Source organism: Lactobacillus kullabergensis (genome assembly GCF_003151025.1).
Taxonomy (GTDB): domain Bacteria; phylum Bacillota; class Bacilli; order Lactobacillales; family Lactobacillaceae; genus Lactobacillus; species Lactobacillus kullabergensis.
Genome location: NZ_CP029477.1, coordinates 1,419,371 through 1,445,150, shown reverse-complemented (window position 1 = coordinate 1,445,150; position 25,780 = coordinate 1,419,371). Strand labels below are relative to the sequence as shown.

The 25,780-nt window shown below is 35.6% G+C and carries 26 protein-coding genes; 21 read left to right on the top strand and 5 right to left on the bottom strand.

Translation table 11 applies throughout. The annotated features are described in order from the left end of the window. The first annotated feature begins 360 nt into the window (after positions 1-360). Complete coding sequence (locus DKL58_RS06890) at positions 361-2,964, top strand: cation-translocating P-type ATPase (protein WP_109586582.1); 2,604 nt, start codon at positions 361-363, stop codon at positions 2,962-2,964. A 173-nt stretch (positions 2,965-3,137) separates the two neighbouring features. Beyond that, complete coding sequence (locus tag DKL58_RS06885; protein ID WP_109586581.1) at positions 3,138-3,785, top strand: hypothetical protein; 648 nt, start codon at positions 3,138-3,140, stop codon at positions 3,783-3,785. 105 nt (positions 3,786-3,890) lie between these two features. On the opposite strand, the gene DKL58_RS06880 is transcribed toward DKL58_RS06885, so the two are convergent. The 3 genes from DKL58_RS06880 to DKL58_RS06870 all read right to left on the bottom strand — a co-directional run bounded on the left by DKL58_RS06880 (position 3,891) and on the right by DKL58_RS06870 (position 6,631). Next, the gene (locus DKL58_RS06880; RefSeq protein ID WP_109586580.1) at positions 3,891-4,925 is read right to left on the bottom strand and encodes a linear amide C-N hydrolase; all 1,035 of its coding nucleotides are present in this window, start codon (positions 4,923-4,925) and stop codon (positions 3,891-3,893) included. A 428-nt stretch (positions 4,926-5,353) separates the two neighbouring features. After that, complete coding sequence (locus DKL58_RS06875) at positions 5,354-5,938, bottom strand: DJ-1 family glyoxalase III (protein ID WP_109586579.1); 585 nt, start codon at positions 5,936-5,938, stop codon at positions 5,354-5,356. A 36-nt stretch (positions 5,939-5,974) separates the two neighbouring features. Further along, positions 5,975-6,631, bottom strand: a complete 657-nt coding sequence (locus tag DKL58_RS06870) for an HAD family hydrolase (RefSeq protein WP_109587021.1) — start codon at positions 6,629-6,631, stop codon at positions 5,975-5,977. A 262-nt stretch (positions 6,632-6,893) separates the two neighbouring features. Between DKL58_RS06870 and DKL58_RS06865 the strand changes: the two genes are divergently transcribed. From DKL58_RS06865 to DKL58_RS06805, 13 genes are all read left to right on the top strand, one after another. Continuing rightward, positions 6,894-7,172: an autorepressor SdpR family transcription factor gene (locus tag DKL58_RS06865; RefSeq protein ID WP_034980372.1), complete on the top strand. Its 279-nt coding sequence runs from the start codon at positions 6,894-6,896 to the stop codon at positions 7,170-7,172. Next, on the top strand, positions 7,159-7,794 hold the full coding sequence (locus tag DKL58_RS06860; RefSeq protein ID WP_162542342.1) for an SdpI family protein: 636 nt from the start codon (positions 7,159-7,161) through the stop codon (positions 7,792-7,794). The genes DKL58_RS06865 and DKL58_RS06860 overlap by 14 nt, the downstream gene beginning before the upstream one ends. Before the next feature lie 253 nt (positions 7,795-8,047). After that, a complete protein-coding gene (locus tag DKL58_RS06855) occupies positions 8,048-8,809 on the top strand; it encodes a sulfite exporter TauE/SafE family protein (protein WP_109586577.1) in 762 nt (253 codons plus the stop codon). A gap of 33 nt (positions 8,810-8,842) precedes the next feature. Beyond that, positions 8,843-9,523 (top strand): histidine phosphatase family protein, encoded by a 681-nt coding sequence (locus DKL58_RS06850; protein ID WP_109586576.1) that lies wholly within the window; start codon positions 8,843-8,845, stop codon positions 9,521-9,523. Positions 9,524-9,577: 54 nt separating this feature from the next. Next, on the top strand, positions 9,578-10,465 hold the full coding sequence (locus DKL58_RS06845) for a cation diffusion facilitator family transporter (RefSeq protein WP_045928424.1): 888 nt from the start codon (positions 9,578-9,580) through the stop codon (positions 10,463-10,465). An 8-nt stretch (positions 10,466-10,473) separates the two neighbouring features. Continuing rightward, positions 10,474-10,659: a hypothetical protein gene (locus DKL58_RS06840; protein ID WP_109586575.1), complete on the top strand. Its 186-nt coding sequence runs from the start codon at positions 10,474-10,476 to the stop codon at positions 10,657-10,659. 1 nt (position 10,660) lies between these two features. Further along, positions 10,661-11,341 carry a 2,3-bisphosphoglycerate-dependent phosphoglycerate mutase gene (locus DKL58_RS06835; protein WP_109586574.1) on the top strand — a complete coding sequence of 227 codons (681 nt, stop codon included), beginning with the start codon at positions 10,661-10,663 and terminating at the stop codon, positions 11,339-11,341. Positions 11,342-11,425: 84 nt separating this feature from the next. Next, positions 11,426-12,361, top strand: a complete 936-nt coding sequence (locus DKL58_RS06830) for an AAA family ATPase (RefSeq protein ID WP_045928421.1) — start codon at positions 11,426-11,428, stop codon at positions 12,359-12,361. A 141-nt stretch (positions 12,362-12,502) separates the two neighbouring features. Continuing rightward, positions 12,503-13,666 (top strand): galactokinase, encoded by a 1,164-nt coding sequence (locus DKL58_RS06825; protein WP_109586573.1) that lies wholly within the window; start codon positions 12,503-12,505, stop codon positions 13,664-13,666. A 15-nt stretch (positions 13,667-13,681) separates the two neighbouring features. After that, positions 13,682-15,160 (top strand): UDP-glucose--hexose-1-phosphate uridylyltransferase, encoded by a 1,479-nt coding sequence (galT, locus tag DKL58_RS06820; RefSeq protein WP_109586572.1) that lies wholly within the window; start codon positions 13,682-13,684, stop codon positions 15,158-15,160. A gap of 160 nt (positions 15,161-15,320) precedes the next feature. Further along, positions 15,321-16,145, top strand: coding sequence for a hypothetical protein (locus DKL58_RS06815; RefSeq protein ID WP_109586571.1), 825 nt, complete (start codon positions 15,321-15,323; stop codon positions 16,143-16,145). A 2-nt stretch (positions 16,146-16,147) separates the two neighbouring features. Continuing rightward, the gene (locus DKL58_RS06810; protein WP_109586570.1) at positions 16,148-16,732 is read left to right on the top strand and encodes a hypothetical protein; all 585 of its coding nucleotides are present in this window, start codon (positions 16,148-16,150) and stop codon (positions 16,730-16,732) included. Between the two features lie 9 nt (positions 16,733-16,741). Then, positions 16,742-17,341: an ATP-binding cassette domain-containing protein gene (locus DKL58_RS06805; protein WP_109586569.1), complete on the top strand. Its 600-nt coding sequence runs from the start codon at positions 16,742-16,744 to the stop codon at positions 17,339-17,341. Positions 17,342-17,440: 99 nt separating this feature from the next. Here the strand turns inward: DKL58_RS06805 and pepC are convergent, their stop codons facing one another. Together pepC and DKL58_RS06795 are read right to left on the bottom strand one after the other, a co-directional pair. Then, on the bottom strand, positions 17,441-18,787 hold the full coding sequence (gene pepC / locus DKL58_RS06800; RefSeq protein ID WP_109586568.1) for an aminopeptidase C: 1,347 nt from the start codon (positions 18,785-18,787) through the stop codon (positions 17,441-17,443). Positions 18,788-18,915: 128 nt separating this feature from the next. Next, positions 18,916-19,230 carry a hypothetical protein gene (locus tag DKL58_RS06795; protein WP_109586567.1) on the bottom strand — a complete coding sequence of 105 codons (315 nt, stop codon included), beginning with the start codon at positions 19,228-19,230 and terminating at the stop codon, positions 18,916-18,918. A 108-nt stretch (positions 19,231-19,338) separates the two neighbouring features. Here DKL58_RS06795 and DKL58_RS06790 point away from each other — a divergent pair, with 108 nt between their 5' ends. The 6 genes from DKL58_RS06790 (at position 19,339) to rlmB (ending at position 25,619) form a co-directional block, all read left to right on the top strand. Beyond that, the gene (locus DKL58_RS06790; RefSeq protein WP_109586566.1) at positions 19,339-19,890 is read left to right on the top strand and encodes a dCTP deaminase/dUTPase family protein; all 552 of its coding nucleotides are present in this window, start codon (positions 19,339-19,341) and stop codon (positions 19,888-19,890) included. Next, positions 19,891-21,267 (top strand): DNA repair protein RadA, encoded by a 1,377-nt coding sequence (gene radA / locus DKL58_RS06785; protein ID WP_109586565.1) that lies wholly within the window; start codon positions 19,891-19,893, stop codon positions 21,265-21,267. 74 nt (positions 21,268-21,341) lie between these two features. Beyond that, complete coding sequence (gene gltX, locus DKL58_RS06780) at positions 21,342-22,841, top strand: glutamate--tRNA ligase (protein WP_109586564.1); 1,500 nt, start codon at positions 21,342-21,344, stop codon at positions 22,839-22,841. A 175-nt stretch (positions 22,842-23,016) separates the two neighbouring features. Next, positions 23,017-24,441 (top strand): cysteine--tRNA ligase, encoded by a 1,425-nt coding sequence (gene cysS / locus DKL58_RS06775; RefSeq protein ID WP_109586563.1) that lies wholly within the window; start codon positions 23,017-23,019, stop codon positions 24,439-24,441. A 10-nt stretch (positions 24,442-24,451) separates the two neighbouring features. Continuing rightward, positions 24,452-24,877, top strand: a complete 426-nt coding sequence (locus DKL58_RS06770; protein ID WP_222711221.1) for a Mini-ribonuclease 3 — start codon at positions 24,452-24,454, stop codon at positions 24,875-24,877. Beyond that, the gene (gene rlmB, locus DKL58_RS06765) at positions 24,864-25,619 is read left to right on the top strand and encodes a 23S rRNA (guanosine(2251)-2'-O)-methyltransferase RlmB (RefSeq protein WP_109586562.1); all 756 of its coding nucleotides are present in this window, start codon (positions 24,864-24,866) and stop codon (positions 25,617-25,619) included. The genes DKL58_RS06770 and rlmB overlap by 14 nt, the downstream gene beginning before the upstream one ends. Positions 25,620-25,780: the final 161 nt, after the last annotated feature.

Sequence of the window (25,780 nt, the reverse complement as noted above, 5' to 3'; positions counted from 1 at the left end):
AGCTATTTAAAACATATAGTGCAAACACTATAAGCATAAAAATAGCCAAAAATTGCCAGTTCCTGTATACTAATGTTAAGCTTTTATGGGGAAGAGGATGTTTAGTTTAGAAATAAAATTTTTAAACTAAAGACAATTTTTTAAAAAACGTTGTTAATTAACAACTAATTTTTAATAATCATGTAAGCAGAAAACTTCGGATAAATATCAGAGGCTTTCTGTTTTTTTAAAATAAACTAATTATTGTCTTTAATGCATGAATCAAGTTTAGCTTTTTATAAATGGCTCAATTACGATAAATATGGCTTTTCTATTCAAACAGCTTAATTGTAAATTTAATCGAATAATGGAGGAGATAGCATGTCCCAAAAATCAGAACTACTATTCAAATTAACCCCCGAGTCCGGTTTAACTGATGCTGAGATAGAAAAAAAGCGCAGTGAATTTGGCCCTAATGAATTGCTTGAAAAACAAGCTGTTCCACTATATAAAAAAATATGGCATCATCTAAAAGATATTTCGTCCTTAGTCCTTTTATTGGCGATAGTATTAGCGACGTATTTGGCTGTTTTTCAAAACGGTGGCTGGACCAAGACAATTGTAATTAGCCTGATTTTAATAATTAATGTTGTAATTGGCTTGTATCAGGAAGCTTCAGCCGAAAAATCACTGGCGGCTTTGAAGGCAATGAGTTTGCCAACGGCTAATGGTAGAAGAAATAATCATGATATTACAGTAGCTGCATCCGAATTAGTGCCAGGTGATTTAATCTATTTAAACACCGGTGATCAGGTACCAGCGGATGCTGTAGTATTAAAAGAAACTAACTTAACTGTTGATGAAGCAATTTTAACTGGTGAAAGTTTGCCCGTTTCGAAAACATGTTATCGTCTCAAAGGCCATTTATCTGACGATGAACGCGTTTATTCTGGCACAGCTGTTGTTGGTGGTAGAGCCTTGGTTCAAGTTTCAGCAATCGGAATGGCAACAGAGCTTGGCAAAATTGCCAACCTTTTGAATAAAACTCAAAAAAGAGCAACTCCTTTGCAGGGCAAACTGGATCATTTATCAAAATGGATGACAGCTTTCGCTGGTCTAGGTGGTCTGATAATTTTTGTTTTAAGCATGGGTATGCAGAATAAGACTTTAGCAGACAGCTTAATGATTGGACTTTCCTTAGCAGTTGCGGCTGTTCCCGAAACCTTGCCAATTATTGTGACAATCAGTTTATCTCGCGGTGTCAAAAAAATGGCTGATCGTAATGCTATTATTAGACACATTGGTGCTGTGGAGACTATCGGTAACGTGGATGTTATTGCTACTGACAAAACTGGCACTTTAACTCAAAATAAAATGACCATTACTAAATATTGGACACCTGAAACGGGTATTAAGAAAGCGACTGATTTACCTAAAGGCGGACAAAATTTATTGAAAATGCTAGGGTTAGCTAACAATGCCAAAATTATGGAAAAAGATGGCTCGGAAGAAGTTGTTGGCGATGCTACCGAAGTTGCGATTGTAAACTGGTTACACCAACAGGGCAGCTCGCGGCAAGAGCTGGAAAATGAAGCACCTCGTATAGCAGAAGATCCCTTTGATTCTAATAAAAAAATGATGACGACGGTTCATCGCTTAACTGATGGACGTCAATTAGTAATCGTTAAAGGTGCCTGGGACAGGCTGCACTTAGATGAAAAAGAACCAGTTAAATCTGGCCAAAAAGCTCATGATGATTTTGCTAAAAATGCGTTAAGAGTATTGGCAGTTGGGTATAAGGTAATAGCTGCTAACGCAGACCCAACCAACTGGATTGAAAATAATTTTAATTTAAAACTTGCTGGTATGATTGGTTTAATTGATCCACCCCGTCCTGAAGTATCCAGAGCTGTTACTAAAGCAAAACAAGCTGGCATTAAGACTGTAATGATTACTGGGGATCATCTTGTAACTGCCAAAGCAATAGCTAGAGAAATAGGAATTTTAGACTCTAACCAAAAAGCAATCACAGGGTCAGAATTACAAAAAATGACGGATTCTGAACTGAAAGATTGTATTAAAGATATAAGAGTTTTTGCTCGTGTTTCTCCCAGTGACAAAATCAGAATAGTTCAAGCTTGGCAAGATCTTGATAAAACAGTTGCAATGACAGGCGATGGCGTAAACGATGCACCGGCTCTTAAAGCAGCGGATGTTGGAATTGCGATGGGCATGACAGGTACAGAAGTGGCAAAAGAAGCTGCTGACATGATTTTGACTGACGATAATTTTGCTACAATTATTAAAGCTGTGACTGAGGGCAGAACGGTTTATCAAAATATTATTAAGGCGGTTGAATTCTTAATTGGTGTCAATTTCGCCCAAATTTTCTTAATGGTTATTAGTACAATTATAGGTTGGGGTGCACCACTTTTAGCAGAACAATTGTTAATTATTAATGTACTTGCCGATGGAATACCTGGATTTTTTATCAGTAAAGAGCCTGGTGAACCAAACATAATGGATCAAAATCCGATAGGTAATGATGAAAGCATTCTTGGGCGTGGATTAATGCAAAGGATGATTATCCGTGCGGTTACTTTTACGATTTTAACATTGAGCGTTTATGCCTATGGCAGATTTATTCTTTCAACTAACAATCCACAAGTTGGGATGACACTGGTCTTTCTAGTATTAGCACTAGGATCTATGATTGATATCTACGCTATTAAAGATTCTCAACCAATCACTGTGCAAACATTTAAATCCAATAAAATGCTTAATTGGGGACTATTACTAAGCATGATACTAGTTTTATCACTGACACTCTTACCTCGTTTACGACAATTTTTGCACTTTGCCTTGCTACCCGTTCAGGGCTGGCTGATCGTTTTGATTGGTAGTTTAATTCCTGTTTTTGTTTTGGAAATGAATAAACGTTTGACTAACAACATTAAAATGGAAGTAGAAAAAAATAGTTGCTAAAGAATTGATTTCAAAATAAGCCTTGAAAGCTGTCTAACTTTCAAGGCTTATTTTTTTCATTATTGATAAAAATTTTTTTATAGTTAAAAAATTAATTATTGTTGACATATAATTGTAATAAAGTTACAATTTTGTTACAAATTATTATTATAGTTTATTTTTGAGGTTAAAAAATGAAACACAAGTATTTTAGAACAGTTTTATGTTCTGCAGCCATCCTTTTTTCTTTTACACCATTGACCACTTTAACCGTGACCAAAGCAGAAAGTACTGATACTGCTAAGCCAACAGCAGTTAGTCCTACAACCGACCCAGGTATGACCGTTACGGCTGCTAAACGGTTTTCTAAAGAAGGTTACGTATTTAAATTAGCTAGGAATGCTACTGTTTATCACGAAGTTAATGATTTCATTAGTCATACTTCTAAGCCGTTTGGCAAAAGCTGGGTTAAGAAAATGGCAGATAAAAATATAAAATTTAAGATTACTGAATTTGGTACCGGTAGGGTTGAATTGGTCGCTCACATAGTTGATCAAAGTGGCAAAAATCAAGGTTGGGTTAACTTCTTTAACGGCGATCTTTATAACATAAATGTTAAGAAAAAAGCCTTACAGCCACTGATCAAAGCCGAGTTAAAAGTCATGGATTCACAGTTTGAGGGCAAAAAGCCATCACTAATTCAAACTAAAAATGAGGCTAAAAAGCTACACGGTCAAAACAAAAAAATTGCCAATAAATCAATAAAGGAAATAAAAGACTGGTTTGATTATAAAGGTGATTTATCGTTTACACAATATCCGTCACTATTAGTTGGTAAATAGTTGTTGTATATAAAAATGCGTTTAAAAGTATTAAACTTTTAAACGCATTTTGTTTCAAATAGAACAATTAAAAGACTAATAACTCAAATCAACTGGTAATAATTTTTAAACTAAAGTTTTTTGTCTTTTGGTTTCCAAAACTTTAAAGTCATGTTGAATAGGCTGGGTAATTTTAGTTGTTGTATCAGGATCCAGAACAAATTTTGTCATTGTTGGACAATCCTCTGGTTGAATATATAAACTTCTGCTTGAAACATCATATCCTGCCCAGTAACCTGAATAATCACATTTGTCCTCACCTTCGTGAAGATGCTCTAATCCCCGTGGAATCATGACCGATTTGAATACATTATATAGTTGAGGAATTCCTTGATCTGAATGGAATGGTGCTAAAAATTTAGAAATAAATGTTCCACGAACAAAACGTGATGGAGCAGTATAGTCACCGGGTAAACCTAATAATCCAGAACCACTTTCAATTTGTTTAATGTCTAGCTGATCGCTTATTTGGTGATGACCCAAATTGTGATTGGTTAAATGTAAGTAATTCCGCAAATTGTCGAGGTGCCAAGGATATTCTGGACTATTGGTCATAACGCCAATACCATCATATATTTTAAAGGCACCATTGTTAACTGGTTCCAAAATAACGCTTTTGCCACTTGGATCACAGAAAGTGTAATGCATTGGAATTGGAGTAGGGATGCCTGTGTCTGCATTTTCCCAATCAGGATAATTCGTTTTCTCTTGACCAAGATGCTTAAAAGCTTCTTTTATTTCAGCAATACTGCCAAAATTACTTAAAACATATGCGACAACTTCTTCGCCAATTATAGGTTTTAATCCGCGCTTTTTAAGACTTTCTACTGTATCCCAAGAAGCCTCTTCCAAGAATTGTGCATCACCAACTATACCTGCACTATTTATACCATCATTAAAGAAAAGTGAATTATTGACGTTGATACCCATAAACGGATATTTGGTCGTCCAGCTTTGGTGCAAACCCTTTAATTCATAGTTTGCAGGAAAAGTAGTCATTTTGCTATCCGCACTAGGTTTAAAGGGATCAAATGTAAAGTCCATTGTCCGTCCCCAAAATACGTCACCACTATCAGATTTAATTGCAATAGTTGTACACATGCTTAATACCTCCCGTTATTTGTTTTGCCCTTTTAAGGGTAATTTAATTTTATCATATTTTTAAAATACCTCTTAAAAAAATATTTCTGTAAATAAGAAGTACTAGTTCATAGGTGTTTAGCAGTAAAAAAATAAATTAATGCCAATTTCCTGCTACAAAAAATTGTTATCTTAATGTTAATTACTGTCACTTAATAAATATTCGAAAGAATAAAATGACTAAGACTAATGTTAAATTTACTTATTTTATTGTTATAGTCAATTTTTTAACTCAAATTTTGCGGGACAAGCTAACGCAACTCATTTTTGATAGGTGGTTCAGGAATTATTTTACTTTTGATGTTATCTAAAGTTATGAATAAGTTAATAATCTATCGTAATAAAAAAAGTGAAGTTTAAAACTTCACCTTTTCGTATCAGAGAAAAATTTACAAACTATCTTGAATATTGTCGGCTAGGTAATTGTATAACATGCCCGCCTTTAGGTTCTTAGTGTCAATTCCCAGCGCTTCTGCAATTGCATATGCAAACGCCCAAGCAGTTGCTGGACCGCGACTAGTAATGACTTTATGTTCGTCATCAGTTACAGTAATATCTTCCTTGAAGTGACCACTTGGTGCATCCTTTTTGGTTTGTTTTTCAAACCCGGGATAACATGTGTAGTCAGCGCCAGCTATAACGCCATAACGGGCAAGAGCAATTGGGGCAGCACACATTGCGGCATCCCACTTGCCAGCGTTATGCCGTTTTATCATCAGATCTGCCAGTTTTTTATTATCACGTAAATTTTCTGCTCCGGTTGTTCCACCTGGAAGAGCTACTACGTCATAATCCAATAGACTATCAGCAACAGTTTTATCACAGGTAAGTTTGATATTGTGTGCACCATTTACAGTTGTACTAGTAAGCCCAACCATATCAGCTTGAATACCTAAGCGTCGTAATACATCAATAACGCTTAAACCTTCAACTTCTTCACAACCATCGGCAAAAATCACAGCTACTTTTTTCATTTGTTTTACCTCACAATTCTTATACTTTATTATAAACTAGCTTAATTCTAGGTAAAATAATAAATCACTTAATTTATTTAAATGTAAAGTTGGACGTGGACTAATTGGCATTTTTACTTTCTTGGGCGCTAGCCAAAGAGAATCCAGGTTAGCATTTTCGGCACCCTGAATTTCATCGACTAAGTTTGTCCCAATTACAAGACAAGTAGCTGGCGTCAGATTTTGCTGCTGCAAGATTGTTGTCAAAACCTTCTTATTTGGAAACTTACATGCAAAATCATCTTTAAAATAAACTTCGGAAAAATAATTTATTAGTTCTGTATTTTGCATGCGGTATGAAGCCACATCTTTTTTCTCTTTTGTCAGCAAAACCAAGTTAACTTTGTTTTTCACCTCATCTAAAAAGGGCACTACATCTTTATTTAACTGATCTTGTTTTTGCAACTGGTTATAAAAAGTGCCTTTCGCAGAAATCCAGTCATTTCTAAAGAATTCCTGCAAAGTTAATTTAATGCGCTCATCAAATCCTAGTAATTTAATCTTTTCTTGTAATGAATTATATTGTATGCGCTCAGCTGGACCATATTCTCTGCCAGTTAATTTCAAAGTTTGCCTAAGTGCATTTTGTTCTGCAACTTTTTCGTTTAATAAGCTTCCTTCAAGAATAAAAATTAAAGTTTCATATTTTGCCAAGTTTACTTTTCCTTTCATTAACCAACCCTCTGCATTATAACGATTAGCTAACCCAAATTAAAGACAAATATTCATGAACACGTTTTTACTCATAATTTTCTGAGTTCTCACAAAGCCACCTACGTTGTTTTATTATTTTTACTATAGTTCAAGAAATTGTAATTAATATGTTAAAAATTATTGTGTTTTACGAAAATTGTGATACTATTTAGACAAATATCTAATTAGATATTTATCTAAATAGAAAGGAAAAGAAACTAATGTGAGTTTTGAGTCTAGTTTTAAGGCCTTGTCAGATCCAGTGCGCCGCAAAATATTGCAGCTTTTAAAAAATGGACCAATGTCGGCAGGAGATATTGCTAATCATTTTAATATGACTAAAGCTACTATTTCATACCATCTTAATATGCTGAAAAAGGCTGATTTAATTGAAGAGGAACACGAAAAAAACTTTATTTATTATTCGCTAAATACTTCTATTATAGAAGAAATTATGGGTTGGCTGGTTGATCTGAAAGGAGATCATGATGAAAAAGAATAGTATTCGTCAAACAGAATTAATCTCGCTTCTGCTAATCTTATTTCCAATTTTGACCGGAGCATTTTTATATAATCGTTTGCCGCAAAAAATGGCCACACACTTTGGGATGACTGATATGCCAAATGCTTTTAGCAATAAATTATGGGTTATTATTGGTCTGCCTTTTTTGGGAATTATGCTTCAAGTAATGGTTTTTTTTATATTACACAATCAAAAAGAAACCAAAAATCTTGATTTTAAGATAGTTAATATTACCCTTTGGCTTGTTCCTGTTATTATTAATATCGTAAATCTGTCGCTTTATGCCTATGCACTGGGTCATAAAGTAAAAGGTTCCTTCATACTTAGTGCTTTTTTGGGACTGTTTTTTATTATTTTTGGTAATTATCTGCCTAAAGTTAGTCCCAATCATGTCGTTGGCATTAAATTACCATGGACTTTGAATAATACGGAAAATTGGCGTAAAACACACAGATTTGCCGGATGGATCTTTTTTATCAGCGGCATTGTTCTGCTTCTAACTTCTTATTGGGAAATGTATTGGTCGATTATATCCGTCACTATTATAGTTATTTTGATTCCAACTTGTTACTCGTATCTGTTGAGTAAGAAAGGATATTAAGTAACTTAAGAAACTGAGAGATGAATTTAAAACAAAATATTTATTTTAGAGAAGAATTGGCTTTATTATCGACTAAAGTTAATTCTTTTTTTGTGCAAAAACTATAATGTTTCAGTATTTATTATTTAGAGACTAATTTGTTAAATCAAACTTCATTATTAAATAGACAATGGGTCAGAATTAAAATACCTGCTTAAATTATTTTTCAAGAGCATTATAATAGAAATTAACTTTTAAAAGGGAGTTAATTTGAATGGCATCTATTTTTTCACTGATTTTTATATTAATAGGGGGCGTAGCCAGCGGTTTGTTGTCGTCAGTGGCTTCAATGGCTTCTCTTGCTTCATATCCGGTATTACTAGCAGTTGGTATTCCACCGGTTTATGCCAATGTCACAAATGATGCCGCCTTGATTTGGACTAGTATTGGCTCGACTATTTCTTCAACAAAGGAGCTTAAGGGACATTGGCATCAAGTGGCCTTTTACTCCATATTTACTGTTGTAGGTTCTTTAATTGGATGTCGTTTATTGTTAGCTTTTCCATCGAGTGTTTTTGAAAAAGTTGTACCAATTTTTATTGCTGGTTCGGGTGTTATGGTAATTGTTTCAGGTAAGCATCATAGTCTAGAACCGCATAAAAGACCACTTTGGCAGGAAATTTTTTATATTGCTGCATTATTAGGGATGGGTGTTTACACCGGCTATTTTGGAGCCGCCGGTGGTGTAATTGTGCTAGTTTTATTAACTTATATTACTGATGAAAAGTTTATAGTTGTCAATGCAATTAAAAATGTCATCTGTGGACTGGCGAATCTTGTTGCTCTAATAGTTTTTATTTTTACTTCGCGAATATACTGGATGCAGGCAATTCCTCTTGCTATTGGGATGTTTATTGGCGGTTATTTAGGAATGGATATTTTGCGTAAAATTCCAGCCAAATATGTTCGTATCTTTATTGCAGCACTAGCATTTATTCAAGCTGGGTATTTCTTTTATGAGGCATATATGTTATAGTTTAAAGCACGTTAAATGAAAGGAGAATGCAAATTGGCAACAGAAATTTATATTGTCCGTCATGGCGAAACAATGTTTAACCAGTTAAACAAAGTTCAGGGATGGTGTGATTCTCCGCTGACAGTCAAGGGTATTAATGATCTAAAGGTAACTGCAAATGCCCTGAGTCAAGTTCATTTTGACAACATGTATTCTTCCGATTTGAAGCGTGCAATTGATACGGTTCACTTAATGAAGGACGCTAATCAGGTTTCAGAAATAGGCAAGATTAAAAAATTGCCAGAATTTCGGGAAGTATTTTTTGGTTCTTTCGAAGGTGATGATATAGAGGAAACCTGGAAGGAAGTTGCACTGGCAGCTGGAGTTGGTCCGCAAACAGATGTAACCAAAATTATCAATCAGGTTGGAATTTATGAATTTCGTGAGGCTACAAAAAAGGCTGATCCGCGTCATTTGGCAGAGAACAAAAAAGAGCTGGATGAACGAATGGTAAGGGCGATTAACGTTCTCCATGAGCTGACTAAAAATGAAAAAAGAATTTTAATAGTTTCTCATGGCGATTTTATCAAAACTTTAGCGATTAAGTATTGGAACCAAAGTGATGGTCTCCATGATATTGTTTTTCCTAATAACGGTAGTGTTACTCGGGGAATTCTTCGTGATAATGGTAATTTTGAAATTGTAGATTATAATGTAAATGCTGAAGATATGTAAAGTCCTGCTTAAAAGTAGGGCTTTTTTTATCTTTAGTGCTTGAAAGGAAAAAACATGAAAGATCATACTACAAAAAAATTTGCCTATGTAACTGCACTTAATGTTGTTATTACAGTTGCAGAATTTATTGGTGGTTTCGTATCAGGTTCTTTATCTTTATTATCTGATGCGGTACACAATCTGAGCGATGTCGGTGCAATAATTATTTCGTTTGTGGCACATATCATTAGCAATAGACGCAGTAATAAGCGAAAAACTTTTGGCTATGACAGGGCTGAAACTTTGGCTGCCTTTACCAACGGTATTATTCTAATTTTAATTAGTATTGTTTTATTTGTGGAAGCTATTGAAAGATTTTGGAAACCAACAAAAATCAGTGGCGGCATAATGCTAGTTGTTGCAATTATTGGTTTGATTTCAAATGTAGTTTCAATGTTGGTAATGCATCAAGGTGGACAGCAAAATCTCAATGTGCGATCCACTTTTATGCATATGCTAAGTGATGCTCTTTCCAGTGTAGCAGTTGTAATTGGTGCCATTTTTATTTATTATTGGAACATTAGCTGGATTGATCCGGTGATGACTTTATTAGTGTCGGTCTTCGTTTTTCACGAAGCTTGTGAAATAACAGAAAAGGCAGCAAATGTGCTAATGGAATCTAATCCTGACATCGATCTGGATGAAGTTAATAAGATAGTTTTATCTTTTCCTGAAATAAAAAATATTCATCATGTACATGTGTGGCGTTATAGCGATCGTTATGTCATGCTTGATGCACACGTCAATGTTGATGCTGATTTAACAGCTGGTAAATTTGAATTTTTAACGCAACAAATTAGTGCAAAATTACAAAAATTAGGAATTAACCATATCAATTTTCAAGCAGAATGTGAACGAGGAAAAAATGATAAAATGATTGTAACTGATCGTAGTCAAGAGTAACCAGGAGAATGAAGAATTTGAAAGTAAGTATTTTTACTGCCGTTATTGTTTTGATAGTAGGCTTATATGATATTGCTTATGCTTACAACAGACGTTACCGCAACCATAATCACGGAGTAACTCCTTTTATGATATTGGGCGTGATTTTTACAATTAGCGGCTTAGCTTTAATAATTATGCACTGGGTGAGATAAAATGGTCAAATTAGTGCTTGTAAGACACGGTGAAAGTACTGCTAATAAAGCCAATGTTTACACGGGCTGGAATGATGTTGCTCTAACTGAGAAGGGTCGAAAGCAAGCTAAAATGGCCGGCAATTTGATTAAGAGTATTACCGATTTTCACCCTACTCATATTCACACATCAGTGTTAATGAGGGCAATCATTACAGCAAATATAGTTGCAGATATTTGTAATTTTTTATATTTGCCGATTACCAAAACTTGGCGTTTGAATGAAAGGCACTATGGCAATTTACGAGGCATTAATAAAGACGAATCACGTAAAATTTTTGGTAAAGAACAGGTACTAGAATGGCGGCGAGGTTTTTATGCGATTCCACCTGAAGGTAAAAAAGTAACATCCAGGCGCTATGCTAATTTCGATCCGCACTTTTTGCCGCAAGCTGAAAGTCTTTACCAAACACAACAGCGTGTTATGCCTTATTACTATGACAATGTTGCTAGCAGATTAAAAAAGGCTGAAGATCAATTAATCGTCGCTCACGGTTCGAGTTTACGAGCGCTAATTAAAAAGTTGGAAAATATTGATGATCAAGAGATTATTAATCTTGAAGTTCCAAATGCACAGCCAATAGTTTATACATTTGATCCGCAAATGAAAATTGTTGACAAAAAGATTTTACGTTGCTTTTAGTTCATAGTAAGGATTTCTACAAATGTATGTTAAAATTTATTACGATATCATTTAAAATTTACATTCTTAGTTTGGAGTAGAGGCATGCGTAAAATATTTTTATTACGAGGCGCACCCGGCTCCGGTAAATCTTCATTTATTGCTCGTCATCACTTACAGCCATATGCAATTAGTCGTGATCAAATTAGATTGTTGTTGGCGAATTTAACCTATTATTATGAAGAAGATACCGATTGCTTACATCAAGTAATTCCGCGTTATGCAAATGAGCAAACGGAAAAAGTGGTGGATTACCTCGTAGAAGAAAAAATGAAACGTGGCGAAACGGTTATTGTAGATAGTACGCATATCTTTGCGGAGAATATTGAGCATTATCAACCCTGGGTCGAACGTTATCGTTATGAGTTGTTTGTTGTTGATTTAATGTATCACAAGAGCTTGCGTAGTTTATTAAATCGCAACGAAGTTCGCAGGCAATATGATTGGGTAAAGCCTGATGTGATTAGGGAAATGTTTTTATCTTACCAGGATAATCTGGATGTGCCTGAATGGGCTCACGTTATAAATCCCAATCAATTGGGCAGAGCACTTTCACAAAAAGAGAGCAATCTGGATCATTTTGCTCATGTGATTGCAGTTCCTGATCAAGTGACTGAAGACAATTTTCCCCATGTACACATTTCGAATTTCTATTTTTCGTTTAACGATTTGTTTACCGAAAAGTATGGCACCTACCGCAATGTGGTTACGATTGGGAAAACTAAAGAAGAGGTAGTCAATGACTTTCGATTGCCATTTTTTGTTTTTAAGTTTCATCACAAACATTTTTTAATTTCGGCTTTTCCGATTCGAAATGAAATGCTTGATCCGATTAAAAAAGTTAAAAGTGTGTGGTCGTACTCTACTGGTCTGGCTAATCCAGCGGATTTCTTGGAATCATTTCCGCAAAGCCGTCCGCAGCATGTGCACCAATTTAATTTATGCAAGTTGCATCCCGATAGACTGCTACATATTTGGTAATAAACTTAAGAAGAGTTTCATGTTGATGTGAAACTCTTTTAGTTTGTTTTTGCTTTTTGGACAGGCATTGCTGGTAATAAAAAAAGAAGTATAATAAGTTTATTGACTTTTGATAGCGCTTTTAAAAAGGAACAGATAAAAATGAAAATTAAAGAACTCAAGCAAGAATTTAGTAATATTTATCATCAAGAACCAACCGGCTGTTATTTTTCGCCTGGTAGAATTAACTTAATTGGTGAACATACTGACTATAATGGTGGTCATGTGTTTCCTTGCGCAATATCTTTAGGAATCTATGGTGCAGCTAGTCCCCGTGATGACGCGAGATTTTGCTTTTATTCTGCAAATTTTGCCGATATGGGAGTAGTAGAAACTGATATGCACCGGTTACAGTTTGCCAAAGAAGATTCCTGGGCAAATTATGCTAAGGGAATGCTTCATTTTATGCTCGAAAATGGGGCAAAAATTGAGCATGGACTTAACATTTACATTAATGGCAATATTCCTGATGGTGCTGGGTTATCTTCGTCTGCAGCCCTAGAAATGTTAATTGGTATTTTATTGCAGGACCAGTTTAAACTAACTTTTTCTAAGTTAGAAATTGTTAAAATGGGAGTCAAAACCGAAAACGACTTTATTGGAGTCAATTCTGGCATTATGGATCAATATGCAGTTGCTATGAGTAAAAAGGATCATGCCATTTTGCTTGATACTGAAAAAGTGGAGTCTGAGCTGGTACCACTTGACTTGAAAGATAATGTTATCGTTATTATGAACACTAACAAGAAGCGAACCTTAGCGGACTCAAAATATAATGAGCGCAGAGCTGAATGCGAAAAGGGTCTGCACTTTTTGCAGGAGAAACTGTCAATTCAATCGCTTGGTGAATTGGATAATTTAACTTTTGATGAGCATAGCTATCTTTTGCCAACAGAAAACCTGCTGAAACGCTGCCGCCACGCAGTCTGGGAAAATGAACGTACATTAAATGCCGAAAAAGCACTGCAAAAGGGTGATTTAAATGAGTTTGGTCACTTAATGAATGCCTCACACGTCTCTTTAGAATATGACTATGAAGTGACGGGGAAAGAACTTGATACATTGGTTCATACTGCCTGGAAGCAACCTGGAATTTTGGGTGCAAGAATGACTGGTGCCGGCTTTGGCGGCTGTGCAATAGCTTTGGTTGCCAAGAACGAAGTTGAAGCTTTTGAAAAAAATGTCGCTGATATTTATCAAGAAAAGATTGGCTATTTGCCCTCATTTTATATTGCAGAAACAGCTGATGGTACAAAAGTTTTATGATGTTGGAAAGTTGAGATGGATAAAACGAATCTGATTGAGAATTTCATTACGCAAGTTATTGCCCACAGCGATTTTACAGAACTTGATCGTATTTATTTGAGAAATAGAATTTTGGCCCTTGTTGGTGATGAGGCAAGAAAAGCAACGACCAGTAAGGAAGGCCTACTGGATCTTAAAGGAGAGCTGATTCAAGTTGCTCAAATAACAGGTAAATGTGCTAAAGCTAATTCAGCGGAAGACATTTTAGGTGCACAGCTGTTAAATTTCATTGTGCCTAGACCTAGTGTAGTGAACCAGAAATTTTGGAGTACTTATAAAGAATCACCCCAAAAAGCGATAGCTGATTTTTACCAAATGGGTAAAGATAGTAATTATATTAAAACTAGAGCTATTGCAAAAAATATTTATTTTACAGCCGCAAGTAAATATGGCGATCTTGAAATTACAATTAATCTTTCCAAACCGGAAAAAGATCCTAAGGAAATCGCGGCAGCCAAAAATGCTGAAGTAAAGTCATACCCAAAGTGTCAGTTGTGTATGGAGAATGAAGGTTACCTAGGTCATGTAAATTATCCCGCGCGTACCAATCACCGTATCATTCGCTTTCAGTTAGGAAATGAAACCTGGGGTTTTCAATATTCTCCTTATGCGTATTTTAATGAGCACTGTATTTTCTTAGCGCCAAAGCATGAGCCAATGGTAATCAATAAACAAACTTTTGCTAATTTACTGGAAATTGTGGCTAAATTTCCGGGCTATTTTGTTGGTAGCAATGCGGATTTGCCGATTGTTGGTGGTTCAATCTTGTCTCACGAACATTATCAGGGAGGCAAGCATCGCTTTCCGATGGAGAAAGCACCAATTGTTAAAGAACTTAACTTTAAGGGATTTGATGATGTCAAAGCAGGTATTGTCAAGTGGCCTATGTCTGTGATCCGTTTACGCGGTCTGAATAAAAATAGCTTAATCAAATTAGCAAATAAAATTTTAATAAACTGGCACAATTATAGTGATGAGAAAGTAACAGTTCGGGCATTTACAGACAATACCCCTCACCATACTATTACCCCAATTGCTCGTTTACATGGACAAACTTATGAACTTGATTTAGTTCTCAGAGACAATCAGACTTCAGATAAATATCCTGATGGAATTTTCCATCCCCATGCTGATGTACAACACATTAAAAAGGAAAATATCGGCTTAATTGAAGTAATGGGATTAGCGGTTTTTCCGCCGCGCTTGAAGCCAGAGTTGCTTGAGGTTAAAAAATTTTTGCTTGACCAGCCTAACAGAATTGCACCGATCCACCTTGACTGGGCTAATAAAATTAAAAGCAAGTATGAAATAACTAGTGAAAATGCAGATCAGATTTTGCAAAAAGAATTGGGTTTCATTTTTGCTCGTGTCTTAGAAGATGCAGGAGTTTTCAAGCAAACCGCTGATGGTAAAGCAGCCTTTATGCGTTTTGTTAAGGAGGTCGGGCTAAATTAAATTTTGGCTTTTGTTTAAAAGATCCATATGAGCAAAATAAAACAATTTCCTATAAAAAATAGGTAAATTTTTTGTAACTTTTTTGGCACACCATTTATTTGATAATTAATGTTATATCTGATATAGTATTCAAAGATATATTATTATGAGGATGGTGCAAATGCTAAGCCGAACCAAAAAATTTGTTCTGATTATTTTAATTATTTATCTTCTTTTGATTACCTGGCAATTTGTAACGGCTGCTAAAGATGGGGCAGGATTAATTCCAGCAAACGGCAAAGCAGTTGACATTTCTGTAATGCTTTTCTTTTCCATTCAGCCGAATGGCTGGAATGAAAATATCATAAGTTTAGTTATGATGTTGGCATTCGTTCCCACTTTTGGAACAGGTCTCATAATCTATTTTAAAAATAATAATATGTTCGGCGCTGTTCAGCAAAGAATTGGCTATCATGGTTTTATCAAAGCAGGGATTATTCGCTCGTTTATTATTGGTGTAGTATTTTCTTTAATAACTAATCTTTACCAGTTAGCATTAATTAACTTATTTTATTATCCCTTTTTCTTTAAAACCAGACCTATCAAATTATACATTGGTGCCAGACCAGGATATTTTTCCACTAACCAACTAATTGACTTATGTTCGTATGTTATATTATCTGCTATTGGCTGGGGTATTTTTGCTGTTTTAATTTTCAGTATTGGTCTGTTTGTATCAAAAAATAGTATTTATCTAGTTTTGGGTCCGTGTGTAGGGCTGGGTTTAACCTTATTGTCATTCATAATATCACTGGGCAATGAATTTTTGCTCTTTCTCTCGTATTTGTGGTTTCCATTTGCTGTACTTGCACCGGGACAGTTTGCGTTAGGATCTCGCTTGCCACCGATTAATTCATATTTGCTTTTTGTTTTGGTTGCATTGCTTTATCTGTTACTTGCTGCTTACTTAATCAAACTGTGGCAGCAGAAAAGAAAGCTGGGCTAATTATGCGCTTAAAGCGAATACAACGCAAGCTTGTTTTAAATGGTTTTATCGTATTTTTGATAGGACTAATGGGAAGCATTATTCTGATAAAAACAGGTTCACCGGAAACCATGGAATTGCCAAACGAATACCTCAATTTTCACATGGTATCACTGTATTTGCAGCCAGCGGTCTTCTTGCTATTTTATAAGCAGGTACTTACTTTTCGTAACATCAACGTGTTTGTATCGGTGAGAAGAAAGAATAAGTGGATGATGTTTCACTTAATGGTACTGGCTACAATTTATTGTTTAATTTTTGTATTAGGTCTTTTTGTTCCGTATTTTTTTACTGATTACCCTTTATTTAAATTTGGTAACCCAATTGTAGGCATTGAACTCATACTACTACATGTTCTGGCTTTTTTGCTTTTACTTTGGTTGCTAGTCGGAGGCTACAACTGGCATAGGCCTTATTTATTATTGCTAATGGCGATAATCATAGATTTAATTTATCACTACTATATAGAAAAAAATATTTTAATAAATTATAGTCCCGTGTATGACGAGTTATATCGGGCTATCCATGAAATTTATGGTGGCTTTTAAGGAGAAATAATGTTAGAGCTTAGGCATATAAAAAAGTCTTTCGGTCAGAAGCTGGTTTTAAAAAACGTATCTTTGCTAGCTAAGCCAGGAGAGCTGGTTCATATCTCTGGTATTAATGGTTCTGGAAAGTCCACTATTTTTAAAATTATTACCGGTTTATTAGAGGCAGACAGCGGTGAAATTAGGCTGGGTGAAAATGATGTTGTAGGCGCGTTAATAGAAAATCCTGATTTTTTAGAATATGAATCGGCCATGTCCAATCTTCATTTTCTGGCTAATCTTAATAAACGGTTTAATGAGAAAATAGTTAGGGATTTACTAAGGCATTTTATGCTTGATCCTGATGATCCAGAACCCATAGCTAAGTATTCTGTCGGTATGAGACAAAAGGTAGGTATTATTCAAGCTGTGATGGAAAACCAAAATGTCATTTTGTTTGATGAGCCAACTCGTGGAATTGATCAAGAGAGCGTTAGCTTATTTGTGGCCCTGCTAAAAAAATTAAAACAGCAAAATAAAATTGTAGTAGTTGCCAGCCACGATCAAATTAATGAGCTTAAATATGATCGTCTCTTTATATTGCGACAAGGAATACTGCAAGAAAAATAAAAGCAGTATAAAATACTTGCTCAAAGCATATAAAAACAGCATTGAAAAATTTTCTCAATGCTGTTTTATATTTTAACTAATTTTATATAACTAATAATTTTACTTAAATGCTAATGCGCCCATTGGATCCCAAGGTAATAATTGAATTGGGTCTTTAGCACCTTCATCAAAAGCTTTCTTTAAGTCATCAGGTAAGAATTTCTTGTTGATAACTGCTTGGTAAACAAAACTGTCAAACCAGGAATCGCTCATGACAAAGTAACCTTTAAAGCCAGGCTTTTCTCCCCAAGAGTTTTCAATCTTCCATTTAGTAGGCTTGTCATCAACTAAGTCAACGCCAGTGATAACCATAGCGTGATCCATCATACTTTCACTGGAATCAAGCATGTCTGCCTTTGACATTGAAAAATCAACGTCAAATAACTCATCGCGCTTGTAAATATCTGTATCTAGCAAACCAAGTTGTCTTTCTGAATCTTTACCAACATTTGAACCAAACCAAACAACTTCGCCAGCTTTAAGTTGCTTTATAATCAAATCTTTCATTTCAGAAATTTTGACGTTAAGGTGGCGAACTTGCCGACCGCCAACAACATTACCCAAGTACTCAACGGAAAAAACTTTATGATATGGTTTATCTTCTGTAGGTGAATTAATGATTGAAACGTGATCTTCCAAGTTCATGCCTACGAATTTATCAAAGAACTCCTTAGGTGTAATTCCTGCTTCACGGTGATAATTACCATCATCATCTTTATATTCAAAGTCAAATTTCTTTGGCGGAACTCCTAATGAAATAGCCAAAATGCGGAAGACTTCGTTTAAAAAGTCATTCTTGAGTTGCTCAACTTCATCTTCTGACTTGCCAGCGTTAACTAAATTGCGTAATTCTAAGCCATCTTTACGCAAAAGGGTATTCAAAGTATCGTTTAAAGCACTTGAATTATTGGAATTGGCTGTTTCTGGATAAACTGACTTAGGTACGATTCCGTATTTCTCTACTAGTCCACAAAGCATATCCCATTGACCACCGTCTTGTTGTGGTGTTGCAAACAAGAAGCTAACTTTACGGTCACCGAGTGGTTTCTTGGCTGAAGCAATCACATTTTCAAAGAAAAAGTTTGATTTTTCAAATTTATCCCAGAAATTAGTGTAATTTTGTGATAATTCAAAATCCTTAATCTTATATTCCTTTTGGATTGGGTGGCGCATAGTATTCAATGCAGAGAACATCCAGCAACGACCTGACTGCTTTTGATCAGCAGGCTTGCCAGTATCAATTTCTACTGAAAAGGTTGGTGTTAAATCAATCTTAGATTGCAGGTTTTGACTAGCCTTATAGATGCCATTTTCTTGGGCAGCATGACTGGCAATATTAATACCAGAGTGATTCGCTAAATCTTTTGTGAAATCATCAATGGCTGCACTTGTAATTTCTTTTGTCATATTAAATAGATCCTCCTTAAACAAATTAATACTATTTTAGCTTATCCGGCTGAAGTAGTCTATCTCTGAAAATTTAATTATTGTTAAAAAAGTATTTGTTTTTACTTTATCTATTTAATCTTTCAATACTAGAGAGAACCGTTTTTTGGACTTGGTTTGTGATACCAAATTGATTCAAAATCTGGATGCTCATTAAAGTAGTTAATAACTAAAGGATCAAGCGGCCAAACAGGCAGATGAGATTTTTGAGCAATAAACATTACTATTTTCATTTGATCGTGTAAAATCTTTTTACTATCTTTTTGGGGATTAATAAAAAGATGATTCATGACCCAAACTGTAGCATCTTTACGCTCAATTTTATCCATTGTCCAGCTATAAACCATTTCCCCATTATCATCGTCTTCGCGAAAAAATTGGTGAGGATCATCTACATTAAACATTTATTCTCCCTTCAAAAGTAAAAATTTTACGTACCTAATTATATAAGATTTCAGATAATATCTGCAATTTAATGTAAAATAGTGTTTAAAAGTTTTAAAGGAGATAACATGGAAAAGATTCGGGGCTTTGAAATTGTATCTAAATATAAAAATAAAAATGTTACTTTACCAAGAAGACAAACGATTGCCAGTGCAGGCTATGATTTAGCTGCAGCAAAAGATGTATTAATTCCCAGTATTTGGCGGCTTAATTTTGTCCGTATTTTTAGGTTGATTCGTAATGGTCACCAACTATACGAACAAGATTATGAAATGGCTGAACATGTCCTCAAACCTTTTTTAATTCCCACAGGAGTGAAAGCATATATGCCTGAGGACGAGGTATTATTGCTGGCAAATCGGTCATCAAATACTTTTAAAAGAAACCTTGCATTGCCAAATGGGGTTGGTGTCATTGATTCCGATTATTATAATAATGATGCCAATGAAGGCGAGATCTTTGTTCAATTAATTAACTATGGGGTAAGACCTATTCAGATTCATCAAGGTGACCGAATCGGTCAGGGAATTTTTGTTCATTATTTAAAAACTGATAATGATGTGCCTATTGACAGACAAAGAATAAATGGCTTTGGTTCCACAAACAAGAAGGGAAGCTAAATGGCAAAACTAAAAACAAAGTATAAATGTCGTTCTTGTGGTTACATTTCTGCTAGTTATTTAGGGCGCTGTCCCAATTGCGGCGCTTGGAATCAGTTTGAAAAAGAAACTGAAGCAGTGCAAAACCGTTCAACTAAAGGCAGTCCCAGCAGGCTTATCAAGAAAACTGGAATTAGTGAACCGGTTAAATTGGAAAATGTTAAGGCAGAAAAAGAAGAACGTGTACAAACCAGTATGGAAGAGCTCAACAGAGTTTTAGGCGGAGGTATTGTTCCAGGTTCATTAGTTTTGATTGGCGGCGACCCTGGCATTGGCAAGTCAACTTTAATGTTGCAAATTATGAGCGAACTTGCAAATCAATATAAAGTGCTGTATGTTTCGGGGGAAGAATCAGCCAATCAGATTAAGCTACGGGCTGACCGTTTAGGACTGACAGCTAATGATATGATGCTTTATCCTGAAACAGACATGGAAGACATTCGCCAACAAATTTCCGAGCTAGAGCCCGATTTTGTTGTCATTGACTCAATTCAGACAATGAATGAACCAAGCTTAGATTCAATGACGGGATCAGCTTCACAGGTAAGAGAAGTTACTAGTGAACTAATGAAGATTGCCAAAATGGATGCTATTACCATTTTTGTTATTGGCCATGTTACAAAAGAAGGCGCGATTGCCGGTCCTAAAATCCTAGAGCACATGGTAGATACCGTTCTTTATTTTGAGGGTGATGAACACCATGCCTACCGTATTTTACATTCTGTGAAAAACAGATTTGGTGCTGCTAATGAAATAGGCATGTTTGAAATGGTTGATAAAGGTTTAAAAGAAGTTACTAATCCTTCAGCTGTATTTTTAGATGAACGTTTACCAAAATCTACCGGTTCTGCAATTGTGGTTTCTTTAGAAGGAACGCGTCCTATTTTGGCGGAAATACAGGCATTAGTCACACCAACAGCATTTGGCTATGCTAAGAGAACCACGGCAGGTATAGATTATAATCGAGCTGGACTTCTTTTAGCAGTTTTAGAAAAACGGGGCAACTTGATGTTGCAAAATCAGGATGTATATTTAACTGCTACTGGTGGAATTCGCTTGAACGAACCGGCAGTTGACTTAGCCGTCGTCATGGCTATCGCATCAAGTTATAAAAATCAGGAAATTTTGCCAACTGATTGTTTTGTTGGTGAAGTTGGTTTAACCGGTGAGGTCAGACGCGTCAACCAAATAGATGCGCGAATTAAAGAAGCTGCTAAAACTGGGTTTAAGCGTATTTTTATCCCGAAACACAATATGCGCGCAAGTCTAAAGAACGCTGGAATTGAAGTTGTCCCCGTTTCAAGTATTCCGCAAACCTTAAAACTAGTTTTAGGCTAACGAACATTGAACTTTTTTTCTATTACGGGTAAACTTAAATTGTTTATATTTACTTTTTGAAAGAGGCATGAATTTTGGCTAAACAAAAAATTCGGGTAAGATATGCCCCAAGTCCAACAGGGCACTTACATATTGGAAATGCACGAACTGCGCTTTTTAATTATTTATTTGCGCGTCATAATAAAGGAACTTTTGTCTTAAGAATTGAGGATACTGATCAGAAGCGTAATGTTGAAGGCGGTTCAGAGTCGCAAATGGAAAACTTGCTCTGGCTTGGTATTGATTGGGATGAAGGTCCTGACAAGGGTGGCGACTATGGTCCATATCGTCAATCTGAACGAAAAGACATCTATAATAAATACATTAAGCAGCTGGTTGATGAGGGTAAAGCTTATTACTCTTATAAAACTGAAGAAGAATTAGAAGAACAACGTGAAGAACAACGTGCAATGGGCATTGCACCTCACTACACGTATGAATATGAGGGAATGACAGCAGATGAAATTGCTAAAAAGCAAGAGCAGGCAAAGGCAAAGGGCTTAAAACCGGTTGTTCGTATTCATATTCCTGAAATGGAAACATATTCTTGGGATGATATTGTTAAGGGTCATCTTAGTTTTGAGTCTGATACCATCGGTGGCGATTTTGTCATTCAAAAACGCGATGGCATGCCTACTTACAATTTTGCAGTGGTAATTGATGATCACCTGATGAAAATTACTCACGTTTTGCGTGGAGATGATCACGTTTCAAACACGCCTAAGCAATTAGCAGTTTATGAGGCTCTAGGCTGGGAGCCGCCAAAATTTGGTCACATGACTTTAATTATTAATTCGGAAACTGGTAAAAAACTTTCAAAGCGTGATGAATCTGTTTTACAATTCATTGAGCAATACAGAGATCTTGGTTATCTACCTGATGCAATGTTTAACTTTATTACATTATTAGGCTGGTCTCCAGTTGGTGAAAGCGAGATTTTCAGCCAACGTGAGTTAATTAAACAATTTGATCCGGCAAGATTATCTAATTCTCCTGCTGCTTTTGATCAGAAGAAATTGGAGTGGATTAACAACCAGTATATTAAAAAGGCTGATCGTGATACTCTTTTAGACTTGGCACTTAATAATTTGCAAGAAGCAGGTTTGGTTGAAAAAGATCCAAATCCGGAAAAAATGGAGTGGGTCAGACAGTTAGTTAACATCTATTCTGTTCAAATGTCATATACAAAGCAGATCGTTGACCTAGCAAAATTTTTCTTTAATGCTCCTAAAGACTTAAGTGAAAAAGAAATTGAAGAAATTCGTAAAGATGACGCTAGACCGGTAATTGAAGAATTTAAGAAGCAAATTGATTTAATTCCACGGTTTACTGCTCCTCAAATAATGAATGCTGTACAAGCAACTCGTAAGGCAACAGGAATTAAAGGTAGACGTTTATTCATGCCAATTAGAATTGCTACTACCAGATCAATGGTGGGACCAGGAATTGGTGAAGCTATGGAGCTTTTAGGCAAAAAGCGTGTGTTAGAGCATTTAGATTTAACTCTCAAGCAAATGAGTGAAAACGGCTTATAGTTATCAAAACAGCGTATTATTCTATTATTAAATGAGAGTAATACGCTGTTTTAACTTGCAGTTAAACAAAATCAGATTATAGCAAAAAAGCAAGATAGTAAACTTTTAGTTAAAAAAATTGCTTACGATTTCTGGTAAAATAAGATTTAGAATGTAGAAAGGTCAGTTAGCCACAGTGAAAATTTACAACACTTTAACTAATACTAAAGAAGAATTTAAGCCGATAAACCCAGGTCAGGTAACAATGTATGTTTGTGGACCAACTGTATATAATTATATTCACATTGGTAATGCCAGGAGCGTTATTGCTTTCGACACCATTAGGCGCTATTTAGAATTTCGCGGTTTTAGGGTAAATTTTGTGTCCAATTTTACTGACGTAGACGATAAAATGATCGCTGAGGCTAAAGCTGAAAATGTTACTGTGCCTGAATTAGCTCAGCGCTACATTAAAGCATATCGTGAAGATATTGCAGCTTTAAACGTTAAGCCGGCAACACTTAATCCACGGGCAACTCACGAAGTCAACGAAATTATTAAATTTATCCAAAAGCTGATTTCTAAGGGTTATGCTTATGAGTCAGATGGTGATGTTTATTATCGTACCAGAAAATTTAAAAATTATGGTGCTCTTAGTAGCCAAAATATTGCAAAGCTTGAAGAGGGTGCTTCTGAGCATGTTAATGAAGAAGAACAAAAGCGTAAAGAAGACCCAATAGATTTCGCTTTATGGAAAAAACAAAAGGAACCTGATGAAATAGCTTGGGCTTCTCCTTGGGGTAAGGGCCGTCCCGGTTGGCATATCGAATGTTCAGTTATGGCTACAAAATATTTAGGCGAAACAATTGATATTCATGGTGGTGGTCAAGATTTGGAATTTCCTCATCATGAAAATGAAATTGCTCAAAGTGAAGCAGCAACTGGTAAAACCTTTGTCCATTACTGGATGCATAATGGTTTTGTTACAGTTGGAGCAGATGCAGAAAAAATGTCCAAGTCATTGCATAACTTTGTGACTGTACATGATTTATTGCAAAAAGTTGATCCACAAGTGTTGCGCTTCTTTATGGCCAGTGTTCAATATAGAAAACAAATTAATTATTCGACTGATAATTTAAAACAAGCGCAAATTATTTTGCAGAGGTTTAAAAATACTCTTAATAATCTTAAATATCGACTTAAGGATGGATCAACGAGCCAAAAGTCAGAAACTTTAGTCAATAAAATTCAAGACACTCAGCATAAATTTATTAATGCTATGGACGATGACTTTAATGTTCAGAATGCTTTAACTGCCATTTACGATTTATTACCGGAAATTAATGCTAATATTAATGCTGAAAATGCTGATAAAGATGCTCTTAAAAAAGCTGCTAAACTTTTGACAAGTTGGTTAGCTGTTTTCGGGATAGATGTACAGCGCTTAATTACCGCTGAAAATCAAAATGATGATGAGCAAGTTCAGAGACTAATTAAAAAACGTGAAGAAGCACGTAAAAGCAAAGATTGGGCACAAAGCGATGCGTTGCGGGACGAACTTAAACAAATGGGTGTTACAGTTGAAGATACACCACAAGGAACAAGGTGGCTACGTGAATAAAACTCTAAAAATGACAGAAAGTGATGTTAATCCGGATACTCTAAATGGTCAAACATTAGCTTATCTAGGTGATGCTGTTTATGAAATTTTTATCAGGCGACATTTAATTAAATGTGGCATTGTTAAACCCCAAGTCTTGCAAAGAAGAGCTACTCACTATGTGTCGGCCAAAGCGCAAGCAGCATTAATTACCAAACTTCAGGAAGAAGAGTTGCTTACTGAAGATGAAGTAGCAACTTTTCACCGCGGTCGCAATTCGAAAACCTATACTAAAGCAAAAAATACCAGTTTGGCTACTTATCAGTTATCTACAGGTTTTGAAGCTGTTTGGGGTTACTTAGAACTCTTAAACAAAAAAGATCGTATAGAGCAGCTGACTGAATGGTGTATTAAAACTATTGAGAATGGGGGCATAGAGGAATATGACTTCAAGTGACAAAGACTTTGTTTTTGGCAGGCATGCGGGACTGGATTATTTAAAAACTCAAGATGCTGATCATATTAACAAAATATTTTTACAGCAGGGGATTAAAGAAAGTTTTGCCAATCAAGTATTTACCTTGGCTAAGCAGAAGGGGTTAATTGTCCAAACGGTACCTAAAAACAAATTAGACAAATTGGTTCAAGGTGGAAATCATCAAGGAATAGTTTTAACGGTAGCTAGTTTTGAATATGCCAATCTGGATCAGCTGCTGGATAAATTTGACCACAGCAATCACGAACCGTTTCTACTGATGCTTGATTCAATTGAAGATCCCCATAATTTGGGTTCTATTTTGAGAACAGCAGATGCCACTGGAGTTGACGGCATTATTATTCCTAAAAGACGTGCTACCGGGTTAACTTCTGTTGTAGCTAAAACTTCAACTGGAGCAATTGATTATGTGCCAGTAGCAAGGGTAAATAATCTGGTGCAAACTGCAAAAATATTAAAAAAACGTGGCTATTGGCTTTTTGGTACTGATATGAAAGGTACAGATTATCGGCAGTGGGATAGTAATGGCAAAACTGTTTTGGTAATCGGCAATGAAGGTAAAGGAATTTCACGCCTTCTTAAAGAGCAGATGGACCAAATGCTGACATTGCCTATGGTCGGGCATGTGCAATCACTGAACGCCAGTGTTGCAACTGGTGTTTTGCTTTATCAGATGCTTAACAGCCGCAATCCTCTTAAATAGCTTTTCTAACACTCTGATCAATCAGAGTGTATTTTTGTGGCCAAATAAAGTAATATTCTCTTTTTTATTTAATGCGGTTTCAACAAATCTGGCTTTTTGTTGTTGCCGAACTGACAGTAAAAAATAGTTGCTGAATTTGAACTTAGGTTCGATTTTTGAGG